The sequence below is a fragment of the Pseudomonas oryziphila genome, assembly GCF_003940825.1.
Lineage (GTDB): Bacteria > Pseudomonadota > Gammaproteobacteria > Pseudomonadales > Pseudomonadaceae > Aquipseudomonas > Aquipseudomonas sichuanensis.
The window spans coordinates 2,045,817-2,062,943 of record NZ_CP034338.1 but is presented as its reverse complement, the minus strand read 5'-3'; the positions used below and the strand labels follow the sequence as shown (position 1 = coordinate 2,062,943).

Below are 17,127 nucleotides of genomic sequence, written 5' to 3'. Positions count from 1 at the left end.
GCAGCCTTGCCCGCCCGCAACCGGGCATACAGCGCCTCGGCCCGAGCTACCTGCTCACGGCTGGGGCGCACGCGCACCGATTCGTAGCCGACCACCTGGCCGTTCTCCAGAATCGGCGTGACATAGGCACTGACCCAGTAGAAATTGCCGTTCTTGCAGCGGTTCTTGACGATACCCATCCAGCTCTGGCCAGCCTTGAGGTATTGCCACATCAGCTCGAACACCGCCTCGGGCATGTCGGGGTGGCGCACCAGGTTGTGCGGGCTGCCGATCAGCTCGGCCTGGCTATAGCCGCTGATGGCGGCGAACTCGGCGTTGCAGTAAGTGATCAGGCTGGCCGTGTCGGTGGCCGAAATGAGCCGCTGGTGTTCGGGGAAGCTTTGCTCGACCGGGTTGACCGGGAGGTTCAGACGCACGATGCAACTCCATTCGCGAACGGCCCGACGAGCGACCAGACGGGATGTCGGGGCATCGGAACGGTTCATCCTGGATCAGCTCAAAGTACCCAACAGCAGCGTGTCGCGGTCCGAAAGGGCCCGTTTCCCCCTGGAGGGATACTTGAATGACTGATCAGTCAAAGGTGGCGATTCTACGAATTCCATCACATTTTGCAAATAAAGGTGATGAATCGTGGCGTTGCGTTGAGCGAATAGATATCGTTAAGTGCTTGATTCTAAATGGGAATTGAGCGATGACGAGTTCTGGCCTCGGTCCTGCCCTGCGCCGCTACCGCAAACTGGCGGGCTTCACGCAAGCGCAACTGGGCGAACTGACCGGTTTCGACCCCAAGACCATAAGCCGCTTCGAAACCGGCACTTACACCCCCAGCATCGAGGCCTTGAGCGGCTTTGCCGATGTACTGGGGGTGAGACTCAAAACCTTTTTCGCCGAGCCGGACGACGAAGAAGAGCAGCGCGCCTACCTATTCCGTGCCATCCACAGAGCGCCCCCCAAGGACCTGGGCAAGTTGATCGTCGCCATCGATCAGGTCCTCGCAAAGCCCTGAAATTCCCCCGCGCACCGCAGCAGAGCAGAGTCGACAGCACTGCACCACAACTGGTCAGACCGGTATGGCCAAAAAATCTTGCAATCAGGCAAATTTAGGCGTTACATGACCCTCGCAGTGAACAAACCGGTAAGACCACAATAATTAAGTCCTGCACTCTTTCGCTCCGTGTGGCTGGGGGGCAAGGACACCGACCCGAGATCCCTCCCATGCTCAAATGGTGTTCGCGTTCGATCTTCCTCCAGGTTGTGCTCGGCCTCGCCCTAGGCGTTGCCTGTGGCCTGAGCTTCCCCGACCTGTCCCTGCAACTCAAACCCCTGGGTGACGGCTTCATCAAGCTGATCAAGATGCTCATCGGCCTGATCGTGTTCTGCGTGGTGGTCAGCGGTATTTCCGGCGCCGGCGACCTGAAGAAGGTCGGGCGCATCGGCCTCAAATCAGTCATCTACTTCGAAGTGCTGACCACCCTGGCCCTGGTGATCGGCCTGGTATTCGCCTTCACCAGCGGTATCGGCAGCGGCGCCAACATCCACCTCGACCAGCTCTCCAGTGCCGATGCCGGCGCCCTGGCCGACCGTGGCGCGCATATCCACAGCACCACCACCTTCCTGATGGACCTGATCCCCACCTCGGTGGTGGGCGCCTTCGCCGACAACAACATCCTCCAGGTGCTGTTGTTCTCGGTGCTGTTCGGCAGCGCGTTGAACCTGGTGGGTGAATCGGCCTCGGGCATCTCGCGGCTGATCAACGAGCTGAGCCATGTGATCTTCCGCATCATGGGCATGATCGTGCGCCTGGCGCCGATCGGTGTGTTCGGTGCCATCGCCTTCACCACCAGCAAATATGGCCTGAGCTCGCTGCAGCACCTGGGCGGCCTGGTGGCGCTGTTCTACCTGACCTGCGCCGGCTTCGTGCTGATTGTCCTGGGTACCGTGATGCGCCTGTCGGGGCTGCGCCTGCTGCCCTTCATCAAATACCTGCGTGAGGAATTGAGCATCGTACTGGGCACCGCCTCCTCCGATGCCGTGCTGCCACAGGTGATGCGCAAGCTCGAGCACTTAGGGATAGGCAGCTCCACCGTCGGCCTGGTGATCCCCACTGGCTACTCGTTCAACCTCGACGGCTTCTCCATCTACCTGACCCTGGCCATCGTGTTCATCGCCAACGCCACCGGCACGCCGCTGGCCATGAGCGACCTGCTGACCATCCTGTTGGTGTCGCTGGTGACTTCCAAGGGTGCCCACGGCATCCCAGGCTCGGCCTTGGTGATTCTCGCCGCCACCCTGACCGCGGTACCGGCGATCCCGGTGGTGGGCCTGGTGCTGGTGCTGGCGGTGGACTGGTTCATGGGCATCGGCCGGGCGCTGACCAACCTCATCGGCAACTGCGTCGCCACCGTGGCCATCGCCCGCTGGGAGAAGGACATCGATCTGGACCGCGCCCACAACGTGCTGGCCAACAAGCCTGGCTTCGCTCACGCCCCCCGCAAGCAGGGCCAACCCCATCAACAGGAATTCTAAGCCTGAACCGGCCGGCGCCCAGCGCCGGTCGGCCAAACGCAAAAATGCAGCGCCTCTCAAGGAGCGAACCGTGATCAGCTCTTCAACCGTAGTCACATCAGTGGTGGAGAAACTCCGCCAGGCCCTGGCCCGAGGCCAGTGGCGCAGCGGCGACATGCTGCCCGGCCAGCGCGAGCTGGCCGAGCAGCTGGGGATCAGCCGCCCCAGCCTGCGCGAAGCCGTCATCGTCCTGGAAACCCTGGGCCTGGTGCGCTCGATGCCCGGCAAGGGCGTGCTGGTACTGGACGCCGACGCCGCGCAGGCGCAAAGCCCGGAAGCCGTTGCCGCAGCCAGCCTGGCCGACGTGCTGGAACTGCGCTACACCCTCGAACCCTTCATTGCCGGGCTGGTGGCGCAATCGGCCGGCAGCCAGGACATTGGCCAGCTGCGCCTGAACCTCATGGACATGCGCGAAGCACTCGACGCCGGCGACAGCGAAGCGGGCGTCAACGCCTACATCGCCTTCCACGAGGCGCTGTTCGCCCTGACCACCAACCCGATCTTCCAGAGCGTGGTGCAGCAGACCGGCAATGCCCTCAAAGAGAGCGCCGAGATGCTGCGCAAATCGCCCGAACACCTGGCCGCGCGCCTGAGCGAAAACGAAGCGGTGGTGCGTGCCATCCGCGAACGCAACAGCGCCCTGGCCAGCCTGCAGATGCGCCGGCACATCCTCGCCGAGGGCGAGCGCATGGGCATCGCCCTGAACATCCCGGACGACCACCCAGGCACCTGAAACAGGAGAGCGACCATGACCACCTGCGCCCACGCCGCCCCGCACCTGCCTGCCCTGCTGGGTGCCGGCGAAACCCGCCTGTCGGCGGAGCAGATCTACCCCCGGCTGTTCGACGCCATTCTCGAACAGCGCCTGCCACCGGGCAGCGCCTTGCCCGAGCAGGCCCTGGGCAACGCCTTCGGGGTCAGCCGTACGGTGATCCGCCGGGTGCTCGGGCGCCTGTCCGACCAGCAGGTGATCGTGCAACGCCCCAGCCACACCGCGCACCTGGCCGCCCCCGACCCCGAACAGGCGCGCCAGGTGCTCAGCGCCCGGCGCCTGGCCGAGACCACGCTGATCGGCCTGGCCACCCAGCGCGCGCGCCCGGCGCAGATCCGCCAGCTGCGCCAACTGGTCGAACGCGAACGCCAGCACCATGAGCAGGGCGAACGCTGCACGGCGATCCGCCTGGGTGGCGAATTCCACATGAAGCTGGCGCAGATGGCCGCCAACGCACCGCTGGCGCGTTTTCTCAACGGGCTGGTGCCGATGACCTCGCTGATCATCGCCCGCTATGAGTCGCCTTGCTGCGAGCACTGCGCCTGGCAGGAGCACGCGGCGATTATCGATGCGGTGGAGAGCGGCGACTGCGGCGCGGCGCTGGCGTTGATGCATGAGCATCTGGACCATCTGGAAGCCAAGCTTGATCTGGGGCGGGGGGATTTGGGGTAAAGGCCACCAGGTGCTCGCCGGTATTTTTGCAGCGCCTATGAGATCGAGCGCCGCCCGCGCGGCGCTTCGCGGGTAAACCCGCTCCCACATCTGTTTCGGGCCAGTCTCTCCTGTGCCATTACCTGGTCCGCCTTGTTTGTACGACGCGGTATTGAGGTGGGCACCACTGGCGCTCCGCAGGTCTCGAGACATGCACCAAGGCGGGCAGCGGTACCCTCACAGGCATAATTGGCCCGAAACAAATGTGGGAGCTGGCTTGCCAGCGATGCGCCGCGCGGGCGGCGCTCGATCTCATAGGCGCTGCAAGACTGTCGCCCTGCACCTGGCCACCCACCTGCAATCCCAAGACAGCATGTCGCCCCACCACCAAACACACCGCTTTACCGCCCTATACTCGAAAAACCACCCCAGCCTCTACCCAAGGAGGCAGCCCGCGTGAAGCCGCTCGCCCTACTTTTGCCTGCCTGCTTCATCCTGGCCCTGGCCGGCTGCGCCGGCAAACGCCCCCCTGCCCCGCCGCCACCGCAAAACCTGCCCCCCGCCGTCTGGCAACGCATCGACCAGGACATCATCGAAGCCTCTGCCGCCGCCGCAGGCTCGGCCAACGACTACGCCCGACGCTCGATGCGGGTGTGGAAGGAACAGGTGCAGCAACGCACCGAAAACGACTTCATCCCCTGGTTCACCGGCTACTGGACCCAGCAATGGCTCACGCTCAAGGTGGCCTGGTACAAGATCAACAACGGCAATGGCAACGAGCCGCCCGAAAAGCGCCTTGGCCTGTACTTGCAGGAGCAGTACCACCAGCGGGTGATCGACCCGGTGGCCGAACAGATCAACCCCGAAGGCATCCGCGACCGTGCCAGCGAACTGTATCTACAGCTGCTGGGCCAGCAGCTGCCGGCGATCATCCAGCGCTACAACGCTCCGCCCGAGCAGTTCAGCCAGCGCCTGAACCATATCCCGGCCATCGCCCTCGGCCCGCCCGATGCGCGCAACGCCACGCTCTATCAGTTGCTCAGGGCCAAGTCGCTGGAACAGCAGCCGGCCTGGCAGTCGCTGCGCCAGCAGCTGCATCAACAGGCCTCCAAGGCGCCGGGGCAAACCGATGCGAGGCTGTCATCAGTGGCCACCCAGGCCAGCGAAAAACTCGGCGCCAGCCTCGCCCCGCGCGGGGCGGCCAGCGCCATCGCCGCCGCGGTGGGCAAGGCGGCGGGGGCCATGATTTCGGTGGTGGTGACCGGCTACGGCATGCTCTCCCATGACCGCGAGCAGCCGCAGATGATCGAGCAGTTGCGGGTGATCCTCAACGTGGCGCTGAACGAGGAATGGCAGGAACTGATGGAGAATCGCCAGAGCGGGGCCATGGCGGGTGTTTACTATCTGTCCGGGCAGGTGGAAGACAGCCTGCTCGCCAACCGGGTGCCAGTGCAGGAGCAGCAGCAGGCGCCGCTGCTGATTCGCTTGCCGCCTTGAGTTGGTCGGTTGTGAGTGCCGACGATGAGGCCAACGCGGATTTCAGACCGGTGCGGGCGCCATGGCCGAAGTCGGCAAGCCGAAGATCCGATCGAACGCCCAGTTGTAGGCGAAGGTGTAGCACGGCACCAGGATGATGAACGCCAGGTCCACCACCAGCGCTTCCAGCAAGCTCATGTCCAGCCACCAGGCGATCAGCGGAATCAGGTACACCACCAGGGTCAGCTGGAAACCGATGGCATGCGCCACCCGCCGCGCCAGGCTGCGCCCGCGCGTCACCTGGCGGCTCTCCCACCACTCGAACAGGCTGTTGTAGATCAAGTTCCAGGCCATGGCGATGGTGGTGATCATCACCGCCAACGGGCCGGTATGGGAGGCCTGGGTGTCGGACAGATAGGCCAGGCCCAGGGTCGACATGCACAGGCCGATCAATTCATAGAAGGTCACGTAGACCAGTTTGCGTTTGAGTCCTTGCACGGGGTTACCTTTACCGCTGGTTTGTCGAAGGCGGGCAAGGATGCTTCAACGGCCTTGACAGAAAAAGTCAGCACCTTTCAGATTTACTGAAAGGAGACTGCCATGAATTTTTCCAGCGATACCATCCTGCTGTTTCTCGCCGTGCTCGATCACGGTTCGTTTTCCGCCGCTGCCCGTGCGCTAGGCCGCGTTCCATCGGCTGTGAGCATGGCCATCGGCAACCTTGAAGCCGAGCTGGGCTACAGCCTGTTCGAGCGTGGCTCGCGCGAGGCGCGCCCCACCGCCCAGGCCCAGGCCCTGGAGCCCCACGCGCGGCTGATCGCCGAGCAACTAGGGCTGCTGAGCGTGCACGCCCTGGAGCTGTCGCGCGGGTTGGAAAGCAGCCTGGCCATCGCGGTGGTCCCGGACATCGACCAGCGCCCGCTGCTCGCGGCCATCGCCCGCCTGGGCGAGCGCTATCCACTGCTCGATATCGAGCTGCTGGCCGCGCCACAGGAAGACGCCCTGCAACTGCTCGACAGCGCCAGGGTCAGCCTGTGCCTGGCCTTTGCCGGGCTGCAGGTCGACCCACGGCGCAGCTTCCAGCACATCGCCATGGAATCGCTGGTAGCTACCCTGTCACCGCAACACCCGGCCTATGTCGAGGGCCGCATTCGTGACCTCGAAGACCTGGTGCACCTGCGCCAGATCCTGGTGCGCAGCCGCGACCTGCCGCTGGCCGACCCGCGCTCGTTGATCGGCACCTCACACTGGCGCACCGACAGCCTCGACCTGGCCGTGCAGATGGTCGAGGCGGGCCTGGGCTGGGGCGACCTGCCGTTGTCGCGGGTCGCGCCGCTGGTCAGGGCCGGGCGCCTGGTACGCCTGGACTTTCGCAATACCCGCAACGCCCTGGAACTGCCGGTGCACGCGTTCTGGCTCAAGCAGCAGCCCATGGGCCAGGCGGCCAGGGCACTGGTGGCGCTGCTGGCCTCGAAATGATTTGTAAGCACTTGAGGGCATAGCAGCCAACATCTGCGACATTTAGTCTTTCAACATTTTGCGCAAACGGCCGATACCTCGGAAACAGGCCCCGCCCCTCGTGCCACAAGCATGCGGCGCCCTTCCTTCCCAGAATCAAGGTCTCGAAACATGAACCTGAAATTCCGCCACAAGATCCTGCTCAGTGCCTGCGGCGTCGTCGTCCTGGCATTCGCGTTGTTTACCCTCTACAACGACTACCTGCAGCGCAATACCATCCGCCAGAACATCGAATCATCGGTGCGCCAGGCCGGTCTGCAGACCGCCAGCAGCGTGCAGAACTGGATGAGCGGGCGCATCCTGGTGCTGGAAAACCTGGCCCAGGACATCGCCCAGCAAGGCGCCGGCAGCAACGTACCTGGGCTGGTCGACCAGCCGTCGTACACCAGCAACTTCCAGTTCACCTACTTCGGCCAGAACACCGGGCTGTTCACCCAGCGCCCTGACGCGAAGATGCCCGACGGCTACGACCCGCGCCAACGCCCGTGGTACACCCAGGCGGTCAGCGCCAACCAGACCCTGCTGACGCCGCCCTACCAGGCGTCGGTCGGCGGCCTGGTGGTGACCATCGCCATCCCGGTCAAGGCAAAATCCAACGGCGAACTGCTGGGCGTGGTCGGCGGCGACTTGAGCCTGAACACCCTGGTCGAGATCATCAACGCCGTGGACTTCGGCGGCATCGGCCATGCGTTCCTGGTCGACCGTGATGGCCAGGTCATCGTCAGCCCGGACAAAGATCGGGTGATGAAGAACCTCAAGGACATCTACCCCGGCAGCCCTCTGCGCGTCGAACCCGGCATGCAGGACGTGAGCCTCGACGGCAAGGACCGCATCATCTCCTTCGCCCCGGTTCAAGGTTTGCCGTCGGCGCAGTGGTACATCGGCCTGTCGATCGACAAGGACAAGGCCTACGCCCCGCTGAGCCAGTTCCGCACCTCGGCGATCATCGCCATGCTCATCGCCGTCGCCGCCATCGCCGGCCTGCTCGGCCTGCTGATCCCGGTGCTGATGCGCCCGCTGACCACCATGGGCCGTGCCATGCAGGACATCGCCGAAGGCGAAGGCGACCTGACCCGCCGCCTGGCCGTGGAAAACAAGGACGAGTTCGGCGAGCTGGCTACCGCCTTCAACCGCTTCGTCGAGCGGATCCATGCCTCGATCAGCGAAGTGTCCTCGGCCACCCGCCTGGTGCATGACCTGTCGGAAAAAGTGGTGGGCGCCTCCAACGCCTCGCTGAGCGGCTCCGAAGAGCAGAGCATGCGCACCAACAGCGTCGCCGCAGCGATCAACGAGCTGGGCGCCGCCACCCAGGAGATCGCCCGCAACGCCGCCGACGCCTCGCAACACGCCAGCGGCGCCAGCGAACAGGCCCACGGCGGCCGTGCGGTGGTGGAAGAAGCGATCAGCGCGATGACCGCCCTGTCGCTGCGCATCAGCGAATCCTGCGAGCAGATCGAAACGCTCAATGCCAGCACCGACGAGATCGGCAAGATCCTCGACGTGATCAAGGGCATCTCCCAGCAAACCAACCTGCTGGCGCTCAATGCCGCCATCGAGGCCGCCCGTGCCGGTGAGGCCGGGCGTGGCTTTGCCGTGGTCGCCGACGAAGTGCGCAACCTGGCACACCGCACCCAGGAATCGGCGGAAGAGATCCACCGCATGATCACCAGCCTGCAGGTGGGCTCGCGCGAAGCGGTGCACACCATGAACACCAGCCAGGTCTCCAGCGAGGAGACCGTGCAGGTGGCCAACCAGGCCGGCGAGCGCCTGGCCAGCGTGACCCAGCGCATTGGCGAGATCGACGGCATGAACCAGTCGGTGGCCACCGCCACCGAAGAGCAGACCGCCGTGGTCGAGAGCCTCAACCTGGACATCACCCAGATCAACGCGCTGAACCAGCAAGGGGTGGAAAACCTCAACGAAACCCTGCGCCACTGCGACGCCCTGAGCCAGCAGGCCGGACGCCTGAAGCAACTGGTGGGCAGTTTCCGCATCTGATGTGATGCCTATCGCGGGGCAAGCCCGCTCCCACGCATTTGTGGGGGCGGGATTGACCCGTGATAGCACCCGACCGGCGCTGATTGCGGATTGCCACAACATTCCTTGACCCAGCCCCAACGCTCGGGCGCCTTACCCTACCACTTGCGACCACTTCCGTCGGGACGAGCTTGTTCGTGAATTAGCCTAGGCCAGTTTTCAGAACCCGCCTGAGAAAGGCTATATAAACCAAGCGTGAAACAAAATCATAGCAACACTTATGGTCGTCACGACATTTAGCTCCCACCCAAAGCCATCACCATAGTCAAACGAGTAATTAATCAAGCCCGAACCGCCAATCAGCTTCAAATAAACAACTATCATCACCATGCTGAATAGCGTCATTATTATTGCCAGCACCCTCCTGCGCAGTACAAGCCTAGCAAAACAAATGGTCAACAAGGCATCAAGCCCTACAAACAAAAGCAACCCTGTCATATTCACTTCTTGTACTCTTTGTACAAATCAATTGCAGTAGGCGTATTGACTGCAGCCTCAGCCCCCAATGCTGCCTTGCTCATCTGTTTAATCGCGATCTCTTTGTCAACACGATAGTATTTGTACAGCCGCCATGCATCGGGCTTAAGCACAGGTCTAAACAACGCACCTATCGACAATGATAAATCAGCAACCAGAAAAGCTACCCTCCCCTCACGCTCTGTAAAACCTAATTTTTTCGAAGCCTCTTGATAAGCCTTCTTAACAGGCCCTTGAACATCGTCACGCCCCTCGTACAGCCCCCTGAGATTCTCATACACATTATTTGTTCCATGTGCGATTAAAGGTCCGCCTGCTACAGCGCAGAGCGTCCCAAATGAGCCGTAGCAAAAGCCACCTCCTGCTACTATCTGTCCCATACCACCGACGAGACCAACTGACTGCGTTATAATTCTCTCTCGCTGAAGTTTAATATTGTTTTTCTCAGCATTCAGTGCAGCAAGTGCCTGCTCTGGGTCCATCTGGCGCTCATATACATCGTTTACCACCCGCCGCGCGTAATAAGCCAACTCCCGATTGAACTGCATCCGCAACCGCCGATCGCTCAGGTGTTTAGCGCTGACCCCACAGCCATAGCTGATCAACCGAGACGCCGCCGCATTCACCTCCCAATACGCCTCATCCAGCCGCTCACCATATTCGGGCTGGTGGGTGCCGCGCTGGGTGTTGTCCGGGTTGGAAATGCCGTGGCTGAACGACATCACCGTGATCTCGTCCTGGTGCGCGACCTGGCACCTGTTGCCGATGGACGCCTGGGTATTGCAGCCTGACGAAATCAAACCTTGCCGCTTGCCGGTAATACTCATGTATCCGTTGAAAGCCATGGCTGCACTCCTTGTAGAGAAAGGATCGCAGCCTACGAAAACACTCATGGCGTGTATGCCGGGCGCGTCTGAATTATTCGGCCTTCTCGGAACGCTCTGTTTACTGAGCCTGATTGCTACGGGTGATTGACTATGGCCGAACAGGTTTGCGCATCTGATGTGATGCCTACCGCGGGTCAAGCCCGCTCCCACGCTTCTGGAGCAACTGTCTTGCTTGCCATTCAAACAGCTGCGCTATCCCTGTGGGAGCGGGCTTGCCCCGCGATGGCCCTTCACGCCACCGCCGCGCTCCTGCTCTTGCCGCGTTTCACCCACCCCACCAGTACCGCCGCCATCAGCACCAACCCCAGGTAGCCGAACAGCGGATACACCTGCCCCACCAGGCTGATGAAGCCCACCAGGCTGCAGACGAACCCCACCACACCCGCCACCACCGCCCCACCGCGGAACTTCGCCGTGCCCGCCGGCAGCAGCCGCGAGAGGAACGAGAACAGGGTGCCCACCGCCGTGTTGACGATCATCCCGAAGATGATCAGGCACATCACCAGCCCCAGCAGCGGTGACAGTTCGTTGGCGATCGACAGCATCGGCATGGGCAGTTCGGCGACGCTGTCCAGGCGCGACAGCATGCCGGCGCTCATCACCAGCATCAGCCCGCCCAGGGCTGCGCCGCCGAGCAGACCGCCCACCACCGCGCTGCGGCGGCTGCTCGCCGAACCACCGAGGATCGCCAGGATGGGCGCACCGGCAACGATGTTGTAGGACACATACAGGAACGCCCCCAGCAGCCAATGGCTGGCACCGGCCTGCTGCTGGCTGGCCAGTTGGTCGAGGGCGGCGAAGCTCTGGTTGCGGGTAAACACCGCGTATAGGGCAATGGCCGATGCCACCAGGATCAGCAAGGGGGTGATCGCGCCAATGGCGACCATCACCTTCTGCACATCCAGGCAGACGATGGCCACCACCAGCACCGTGACCAGCACGCTGCCCGCCAGGGCTGGCACGCCGAACTGCTGCTCCAGCAACGCCCCGCCCCCGGCGAGCATGACCACCGTTACGCCGAACATGAAGAAGGTGATCATCCAGTCGACCAGCAGGCCCAGGTGTCGGCCGCAAATGGCCTGGATCACCTGCTTGTGTGACGTCGCCCGCAGGCGGTTGCCCAGCCCTGCCAGGGCCATGCCGAGGAAGGTGAACAGGGCGGCGCTGACCAGCGCCCCGACCATGCCCCAGATGCCGAAATCGACGAAGAACAACAGCAGTTCCCGCCCGGACGCAAAGCCCGCCCCCACGATCACGCCGACGAAAGCGCCAGCGATTTTCAGCTGCTCTTGCATGTGCACCTCTGGTTTTTATTGTTGTGTGTTCGTGAGGCCGCGGATCAGCGTGGCCCTACCCGACGTATGCCTGCACCTCGATTTCCACATCCACCCCCAGCGCCAACGCCGAAGCCACGGTGGAACGCACCGGCAGCGCCGCGCCGAAGAACTCCTTGTACACCTCGTTGAAACCGGCGAAATGGCCCATGTCCGACAGCCATACGGTGGCCTTCACCACTTGGTCGAGCCGTGCGCCGCAGGCCGCCAGGCTTTCCTGGATACGCTCACAGGCGGCGCGGGTCTGGGCCTGGATATCGCCCTTCACCACCTCGCCGGCAGGGCTCATCGGGATCTGCCCGGAAAGGAACAGGAAGCCACCCGCCTTTACCGCGCGGGAAAACGGAAACGGCAGGCTGCTGGGAAAACGCTGAATGTCATTGCTCATGGCAATCTCCTTTGATGGTTGAGTTGAAACGTGCCGGGGACAGGCGCGCAGGCTCGACCCCTTGCTGGGTGAGGCTTGAGCACAAGGGCAGGCCTTGCAACAGGTCCGCCGCCAGCCGCGAGGCCCCGGCGGCGGACTGGATACCGTAGCCACCCTGGGCGGCCAGCCAGAAGAACGCCGGTTGCTGCGGATCGAAGCCGATCACCAGGTCGCCGTCGGCGACGAACGAGCGCAGGCCTGCCCAGCTGTGGCTGGGCCGACGGATCTCGAGGGTGGTGATGGCTTCGATGTTGAAGATGCCCAGGGCCAGGTCGAGTTCTTCCGGCGCGGCGTCCTGAGGCTCGACCGGGTCGGCGTTGGCCGGTGACCCCAACAGCTGGCCGGCATCGGGCTTGAAATAGAAGCTTTCGTCGACACCGATCACTGCAGGCCAGCGGGCGAAATCGTGCTGCGCCGGGCCCGGGAAGGTGAACGCGCTGCGTCGGCAAGGCTGCAGGCCGATGGTATCGACCCCACACTGCTCGGCCACGCGGTCGGCCCAGGCGCCGGCGGCGTTGACCAGTTGCCGTGCCTGCAGCTGGCTGCCATCGCCCAGTTCGACCTGCCAGAGGCCGCTCACATACTGGGCCCGAACCAGTTCGGCGTTGCAGCGCAACTCACCACCGGCCTGGCGGAACCCGCGCAGAAAACCTTGGTGCAGGGCGTGCACGTCGAGGTCCATGGCACCGGTTTCATGCACCGCACCGGCCAGCAGCTCGCCACGCAAGCTGGGCACCAGGGCCACCGCCGCGTCGGCATCGAGCAGGCTGACGGCGGTGCCGTTGGCCTGGTTCTGGGCATAGGTGGCGTCGAGAAGGTCGCGCTGTTCGTGGCTGGCGACGTAAAGGCAGCCGCGCGGTTCCAGCAATCCATGCTCACAGAAGCCAACCGGCGGCTGCTCGTAGAACGCCCGGCTGGCGCGGGTCAGGGCCTGGATCTGCGGGGTGCCGTAGGCCTCCATGAACATGGCCGCCGAACGCCCGGTGGCGTGGTAGCCCGGCTGCGCCTCGCGCTCGAGCATCAGTACCCGCTGCTGCCCGGCCAGGCGGTAACCCAGTGAGGCACCGGCAATGCCGGCACCGATGATCAGGGTGTCATGGATTTGTGTCATCTACGCTCCCACCGCATGAATTATCATTTGTGAGAATTCTAATATATGAGAATTTCGGATTGCGCAAGCGTCCAAGGTAAGATGCACGGCCCACCGCCTGTTCGAGAGCCCTGATGCCTGACGCCACCGCTGCCCGCCCCCTGCTTGACCGCGACGAAGTCGGCGCGCGCCTGCGCCAGGTGCGCAAGGCACGGCAGATGACGCTCAAGCAGCTGTCCGAACTCAGCGGGGTGCCGGTGTCGACACTGTCGAAGATGGAGTTGGCGCAGGTGTCGGTGAGCTACGAGAAACTGGCCGCCGCCGCACGCGCCCTGAACCTCGACATCGCCCAGCTGTTTCGCGCCAGCGGCCCGGCGAGCGCACCGCAGCCCGCCACCGTGGTGGTCGATTCACTGGCCGAGGTGGCCGGCTACTCCACCGGCACCTACGACTACTACCCGATTGCCGGTGCCTTCCCGGAGCGGCGCATGACCCCGGCTTATGCCCGCATCATTGCCCGAGAACGCGGGCAGTTCGACGATTTTATCCGCCACCCGGGGCAAGAGTTCGCCATGGTGCTCAGCGGGCGCGTGCGTATCGAGTTCGAGACCGGCGAGGCAGTGAGCATCGGCCCGCAGCAAACCGCCTACTTCGACAGCCAGGTGGGGCATATCTACCTGTCGGAAAGCGAGGATGGCGGGGATGCGCAGGTGATGGTGGTGATGACGGATCGTTAACCGGTACTCAGGCGAAGACCCTGTGGGAGCGGGTTCACCCGCGAAGCAGCCAACGCGTTGCATGGCACCGGCTACGCCGGTGTTCGCGGGCAAGCCCGCTCCCACAGGGATCGCGCATGGCGCAAGGTCGATGCAGGAGCTTGACGGTGGTGATAACGGATCGCCAGGCTGTGGGAGCGGGTTCACCCGCGAAGCAGCCAACGCGTTGCATGGCACCGGCTGCGCCGGTGTTCGCGGGTCAAGCCCGCTCCCACAGGGATCGCGCATGGCTTGAGGTCGATGCGGTCGAGGTGGGGCCAGTGCAGGCGACACAGGACAGTTGCCTCTCAAACGCGGTTATAACCTAATAACGAACAAGTCTATTTGGCTATAAAAAAATCTATATGCTGGCTTCCATCCGATCACGGGCAAGCTGGGCGTCGAGTAGCGTATGGATGTAGGTTCTTTCGGTTTCACCATTGCGGGACTGGTTGTGGGCTTCATCGTCGGCATGACCGGCGTTGGCGGCGGCTCGTTGATGACCCCGATCCTGCTGTGGTTCGGCATCAACCCGGCCACCGCCGTGGGTACCGACCTGCTGTATGCCGCCATCACCAAGGCCAGCGGCGTCTGGGTGCACGGGCGCAACAAGAACATCGACTGGAAGATCACCGGCTGGCTGAGCCTGGGCAGCGTACCCGCCGCAGCTCTTACTCTGTGGTTCCTCAGCACCCTGCACACCGACACCTCGGCGCTCAACGCCATCATCAAGCAAGGCCTGGCCGTGGTGCTGATCCTCACGGCCCTGGCAATCCTGTTCAAGTCGCGCCTGCAGGCCTTTGCCAGCAAGCATGCCGGTGACCACTACCACCTCAGCGACCGCACCCTCAACATCCTCACCGTCGTGACCGGCGTGATCCTGGGCATTATGGTCACCCTGACCTCGATCGGCGCCGGCGCGCTGGGCACCGTGGCCCTGTTCCTGCTGTATCCGTTCCTGGTCACCCGTCGCCTGGTGGGCACCGAGATCGCCCACGCCGTGCCGCTGACCCTGGTCGCCGGCCTCGGCCATGCCAGCATGGGCAACATGGACTGGTCGCTGCTGGGCTACCTGCTGCTGGGTTCGCTGCCGGGCATCTACCTGGGCAGCCACCTCACCGGGCGCATCTCGGACCGCGTACTGCGCCCGTGCCTGGCGGCCATGCTGCTGCTGATCGGCTACAAACTGGCGTTCTGAGCCGAGAACGGGCTACTCCTGAGTGCGCCACAGCACCGGCCAGTAGTCCGGCCCCAACCCCACGCAGCGCTCCATCCGCAGCAGCCGGGTCAGGCGCATGCGCTGGCCGTCGAAACGCCAGAACTCTTCCGTGCCGCAGCTGCCGGGGTAATCGTTCTTGGCGTAGCTGTACAACTCACCGGTCCTCTGGTTGATGCTGATGTGGTCGCGGGTCAGGCTGTTGACCGGGCTGGCCGGCACCTCGAAGGCCATCGGCGCCAGTGCGTAGGGCGCTGATCGCGCCACCTGGTACAGCGCGTACTGGCAGTTGAAGTCGTTGCAGTTGTAACTCAGCAGCGCCAGCGCCTGGCGGTCGTTCAGCGCATGCACCTCAAGCTCAGGCGGCACATCGTATTCGTTCTTCAACTGGTCCTGGGCAGCGGCCCTGGCCATCACCACCTGGGTGATGCCAGCCTGCTCTGCTTCGCTCAATGCTGGTCGCGCAACGAAGGCGGGGGCCTTGGGCGCTGGCAATGTAGGCAACTGCGCATCTTCGACCGTATCGCCCGGGCGAACCAGGGCGCTGGGGTGACCGACGCGCCCCTGCACGGAGTCAATCAGCAGCAAGGCCGCACTCAGGCCCTGCAACGAGCTCTCCCGCTCCTGATGAGGGGTGTCGTCCACCAGCTTTTGCCCGTTGCGCAACTGGCGCAGGACAGCATAGGCATCCGCGCCGTCCACCTCCAACTGGGTCTCGGCGTGGCGGGTGATACGCCAGGCGGCCATCAATGGCTGGCCGTCGAGCAGAGGTTCGCCAGACCAGTCGGTACTGCCCAACAGCGTCAGGTGCAAAGCACCCGTGGCCCCTGCTTCGCGCTGCACGCGAATGAAAATGCGCGACTGCTCCGAGTGATCGGCCAGCACTGCGGTGCAGTAGCGGGTATTGTCGCAGCCCACCACCCAGTCCTTGATTTCGCGGTATAGCGGTACCGCTTCGGGGGCCGCGGCCGCAAGGCCTGGGGTTGCCATTAAAAGGCCCAGGGCCCAGCCGTTCCGTGTTGTTGCGCGCATCATGCCGCCTTCCTGTCATGCCGTTGAAAGCCCCGCTCCGGGGGCGCGCCATGATTGCAGATACAGCGCACAGTTCAAGCGCCTTGAACCTGGATCCAATAGTGGTTTTCCCGTGGACGGGCTGGCACTATCGTCCGCTGTCGATTGCCAGAGCTCCCCCATGTCCGATCCTGCAAGTCCTTTGCTGCAAGCCCTGCGCGAGGGCACCCGAGCCTGCCACAAGGGGCTTGAACAGCGTCTTCCGTTTTTCAGCGACGGCTTCGACTTGCCGGTTTATCAGCGCCTGATCGAGGCCTACTACGGCTTCCACGCCCCGCTGGAAGCTGCACTCGCCGGCTACCAGGGCGTCGAGCGCAACAAAGCCCCGGCTCTCGTCCGTGACCTGTTCGCACTTGGCCTCGACGCAGCCCAGATCGATGCCCTGCCCCAGTGTGGCGCCCTGCCGCTGATCGACAGCGAGGCCAGTGCCTTGGGGGTGATGTACGTGCTTGAAGGTTCGACGCTTGGCGGGCAGGTGCTCAAGCGCGCCATGGCCGAGCGCCTGGGCGTCGGGGCCGAAAGCGGCGCTGCCTTTTTCGACGTGTACGGGCCGTTGACCGGGACGCACTGGCGCAGCTTCCTCGCCCGCCTGGCAGAGGCCTCGCTGCCACCGGCCGCGCTGACCTGTTCGGTACACGCCGCGCTTGCGACGTTCGAGCGTTTTGAGCAATGGCTCGAGGAGCGAGGTGTTTTGCTCCGTCAGACGGTGGCGTGAACAGGGGCGAGGCTGCGCGTTTGCAAGAGTGACGGCTAACTGATCCCACTCAGCATGTCACCGCAATTACTCGAAACAACCATCTGCTTCAGAATCTCGACAAGGCACAGCAGAATCCCTACGTCAAAGACGTAGG

The 17,127-nt window shown here is 63.6% G+C and carries 17 protein-coding genes and 2 pseudogenes; 11 read left to right on the top strand and 8 right to left on the bottom strand.

Annotated elements, in window-relative coordinates; genetic code table 11:
• Positions 1 to 134: 134 nt before the first annotated feature.
• Positions 135 to 485 (bottom strand): annotated as a pseudogene (locus EJA05_RS28745) (PAS domain-containing protein); the annotation flags it as partial.
• Between the two features lie 206 nt (positions 486 to 691).
• Here EJA05_RS28745 and EJA05_RS09875 point away from each other — a divergent pair.
• The 5 genes from EJA05_RS09875 to EJA05_RS09845 all read left to right on the top strand — a co-directional run bounded on the left by EJA05_RS09875 (position 692) and on the right by EJA05_RS09845 (position 5,485).
• Complete coding sequence (locus tag EJA05_RS09875) at positions 692 to 1,006, top strand: helix-turn-helix domain-containing protein (RefSeq protein WP_125858106.1); 315 nt, start codon at positions 692 to 694, stop codon at positions 1,004 to 1,006.
• Between the two features lie 209 nt (positions 1,007 to 1,215).
• The gene (locus EJA05_RS09870; protein WP_110994375.1) at positions 1,216 to 2,526 is read left to right on the top strand and encodes a C4-dicarboxylate transporter DctA; all 1,311 of its coding nucleotides are present in this window, start codon (positions 1,216 to 1,218) and stop codon (positions 2,524 to 2,526) included.
• A gap of 70 nt (positions 2,527 to 2,596) precedes the next feature.
• Positions 2,597 to 3,298 (top strand): FadR/GntR family transcriptional regulator, encoded by a 702-nt coding sequence (locus EJA05_RS09865; RefSeq protein ID WP_125463448.1) that lies wholly within the window; start codon positions 2,597 to 2,599, stop codon positions 3,296 to 3,298.
• Positions 3,299 to 3,313: 15 nt separating this feature from the next.
• Positions 3,314 to 4,009 (top strand): GntR family transcriptional regulator, encoded by a 696-nt coding sequence (locus EJA05_RS09860; protein ID WP_125858105.1) that lies wholly within the window; start codon positions 3,314 to 3,316, stop codon positions 4,007 to 4,009.
• Between the two features lie 435 nt (positions 4,010 to 4,444).
• On the top strand, positions 4,445 to 5,485 hold the full coding sequence (locus EJA05_RS09845; protein WP_125858104.1) for a hypothetical protein: 1,041 nt from the start codon (positions 4,445 to 4,447) through the stop codon (positions 5,483 to 5,485).
• Between the two features lie 42 nt (positions 5,486 to 5,527).
• Here EJA05_RS09845 and EJA05_RS09840 read toward each other — a convergent pair whose 3' ends face one another.
• The gene (locus EJA05_RS09840; RefSeq protein ID WP_125858103.1) at positions 5,528 to 5,962 is read right to left on the bottom strand and encodes a PACE efflux transporter; all 435 of its coding nucleotides are present in this window, start codon (positions 5,960 to 5,962) and stop codon (positions 5,528 to 5,530) included.
• Between the two features lie 102 nt (positions 5,963 to 6,064).
• On the opposite strand from EJA05_RS09840, the gene EJA05_RS09835 reads away from it, so the two are divergent.
• The 3 genes and pseudogenes from EJA05_RS09835 (at position 6,065) to EJA05_RS28735 (ending at position 8,980) form a co-directional block, all read left to right on the top strand.
• Entirely contained in the window at positions 6,065 to 6,943 is an 879-nt protein-coding gene (locus EJA05_RS09835; RefSeq protein WP_125463444.1) for a LysR family transcriptional regulator, read from the top strand.
• A gap of 111 nt (positions 6,944 to 7,054) precedes the next feature.
• Positions 7,055 to 8,125: pseudogene (locus EJA05_RS28740) on the top strand (HAMP domain-containing protein); the annotation flags it as partial.
• Positions 8,126 to 8,239: 114 nt separating this feature from the next.
• A complete protein-coding gene (locus tag EJA05_RS28735; protein WP_371923713.1) occupies positions 8,240 to 8,980 on the top strand; it encodes a methyl-accepting chemotaxis protein in 741 nt (246 codons plus the stop codon).
• 219 nt (positions 8,981 to 9,199) lie between these two features.
• On the opposite strand, the gene EJA05_RS09825 is transcribed toward EJA05_RS28735, so the two are convergent.
• The 5 genes from EJA05_RS09825 to EJA05_RS09805 form a co-directional block, all read right to left on the bottom strand.
• The gene (locus tag EJA05_RS09825; RefSeq protein ID WP_125858102.1) at positions 9,200 to 9,457 is read right to left on the bottom strand and encodes a hypothetical protein; all 258 of its coding nucleotides are present in this window, start codon (positions 9,455 to 9,457) and stop codon (positions 9,200 to 9,202) included.
• 2 nt (positions 9,458 to 9,459) lie between these two features.
• On the bottom strand, positions 9,460 to 10,341 hold the full coding sequence (gene tssD / locus EJA05_RS09820; RefSeq protein WP_125858101.1) for a type VI secretion system tube protein TssD: 882 nt from the start codon (positions 10,339 to 10,341) through the stop codon (positions 9,460 to 9,462).
• 272 nt (positions 10,342 to 10,613) lie between these two features.
• Complete coding sequence (locus tag EJA05_RS09815; protein WP_125858100.1) at positions 10,614 to 11,678, bottom strand: YkvI family membrane protein; 1,065 nt, start codon at positions 11,676 to 11,678, stop codon at positions 10,614 to 10,616.
• 55 nt (positions 11,679 to 11,733) lie between these two features.
• Positions 11,734 to 12,105 carry a RidA family protein gene (locus EJA05_RS09810; protein WP_110994383.1) on the bottom strand — a complete coding sequence of 124 codons (372 nt, stop codon included), beginning with the start codon at positions 12,103 to 12,105 and terminating at the stop codon, positions 11,734 to 11,736.
• On the bottom strand, positions 12,095 to 13,255 hold the full coding sequence (locus tag EJA05_RS09805; RefSeq protein ID WP_125858099.1) for an NAD(P)/FAD-dependent oxidoreductase: 1,161 nt from the start codon (positions 13,253 to 13,255) through the stop codon (positions 12,095 to 12,097). Before EJA05_RS09805 ends, EJA05_RS09810 begins: the two co-directional genes overlap by 11 nt.
• 113 nt (positions 13,256 to 13,368) lie before the next feature.
• On the opposite strand from EJA05_RS09805, the gene EJA05_RS09800 reads away from it, so the two are divergent.
• Both EJA05_RS09800 and EJA05_RS09790 read left to right on the top strand, forming a co-directional pair.
• Complete coding sequence (locus EJA05_RS09800) at positions 13,369 to 13,971, top strand: helix-turn-helix domain-containing protein (protein ID WP_125463439.1); 603 nt, start codon at positions 13,369 to 13,371, stop codon at positions 13,969 to 13,971.
• 430 nt (positions 13,972 to 14,401) lie between these two features.
• The gene (locus EJA05_RS09790) at positions 14,402 to 15,187 is read left to right on the top strand and encodes a sulfite exporter TauE/SafE family protein (protein ID WP_125463438.1); all 786 of its coding nucleotides are present in this window, start codon (positions 14,402 to 14,404) and stop codon (positions 15,185 to 15,187) included.
• Positions 15,188 to 15,199: 12 nt separating this feature from the next.
• On the opposite strand, the gene EJA05_RS09785 is transcribed toward EJA05_RS09790, so the two are convergent.
• Positions 15,200 to 16,240, bottom strand: coding sequence for a DUF1176 domain-containing protein (locus tag EJA05_RS09785; protein ID WP_125858098.1), 1,041 nt, complete (start codon positions 16,238 to 16,240; stop codon positions 15,200 to 15,202).
• 157 nt (positions 16,241 to 16,397) lie between these two features.
• Here EJA05_RS09785 and EJA05_RS09780 point away from each other — a divergent pair, with 157 nt between their 5' ends.
• Positions 16,398 to 16,991 (top strand): biliverdin-producing heme oxygenase, encoded by a 594-nt coding sequence (locus EJA05_RS09780; RefSeq protein ID WP_125858097.1) that lies wholly within the window; start codon positions 16,398 to 16,400, stop codon positions 16,989 to 16,991.
• Positions 16,992 to 17,127 lie beyond the last annotated feature (136 nt).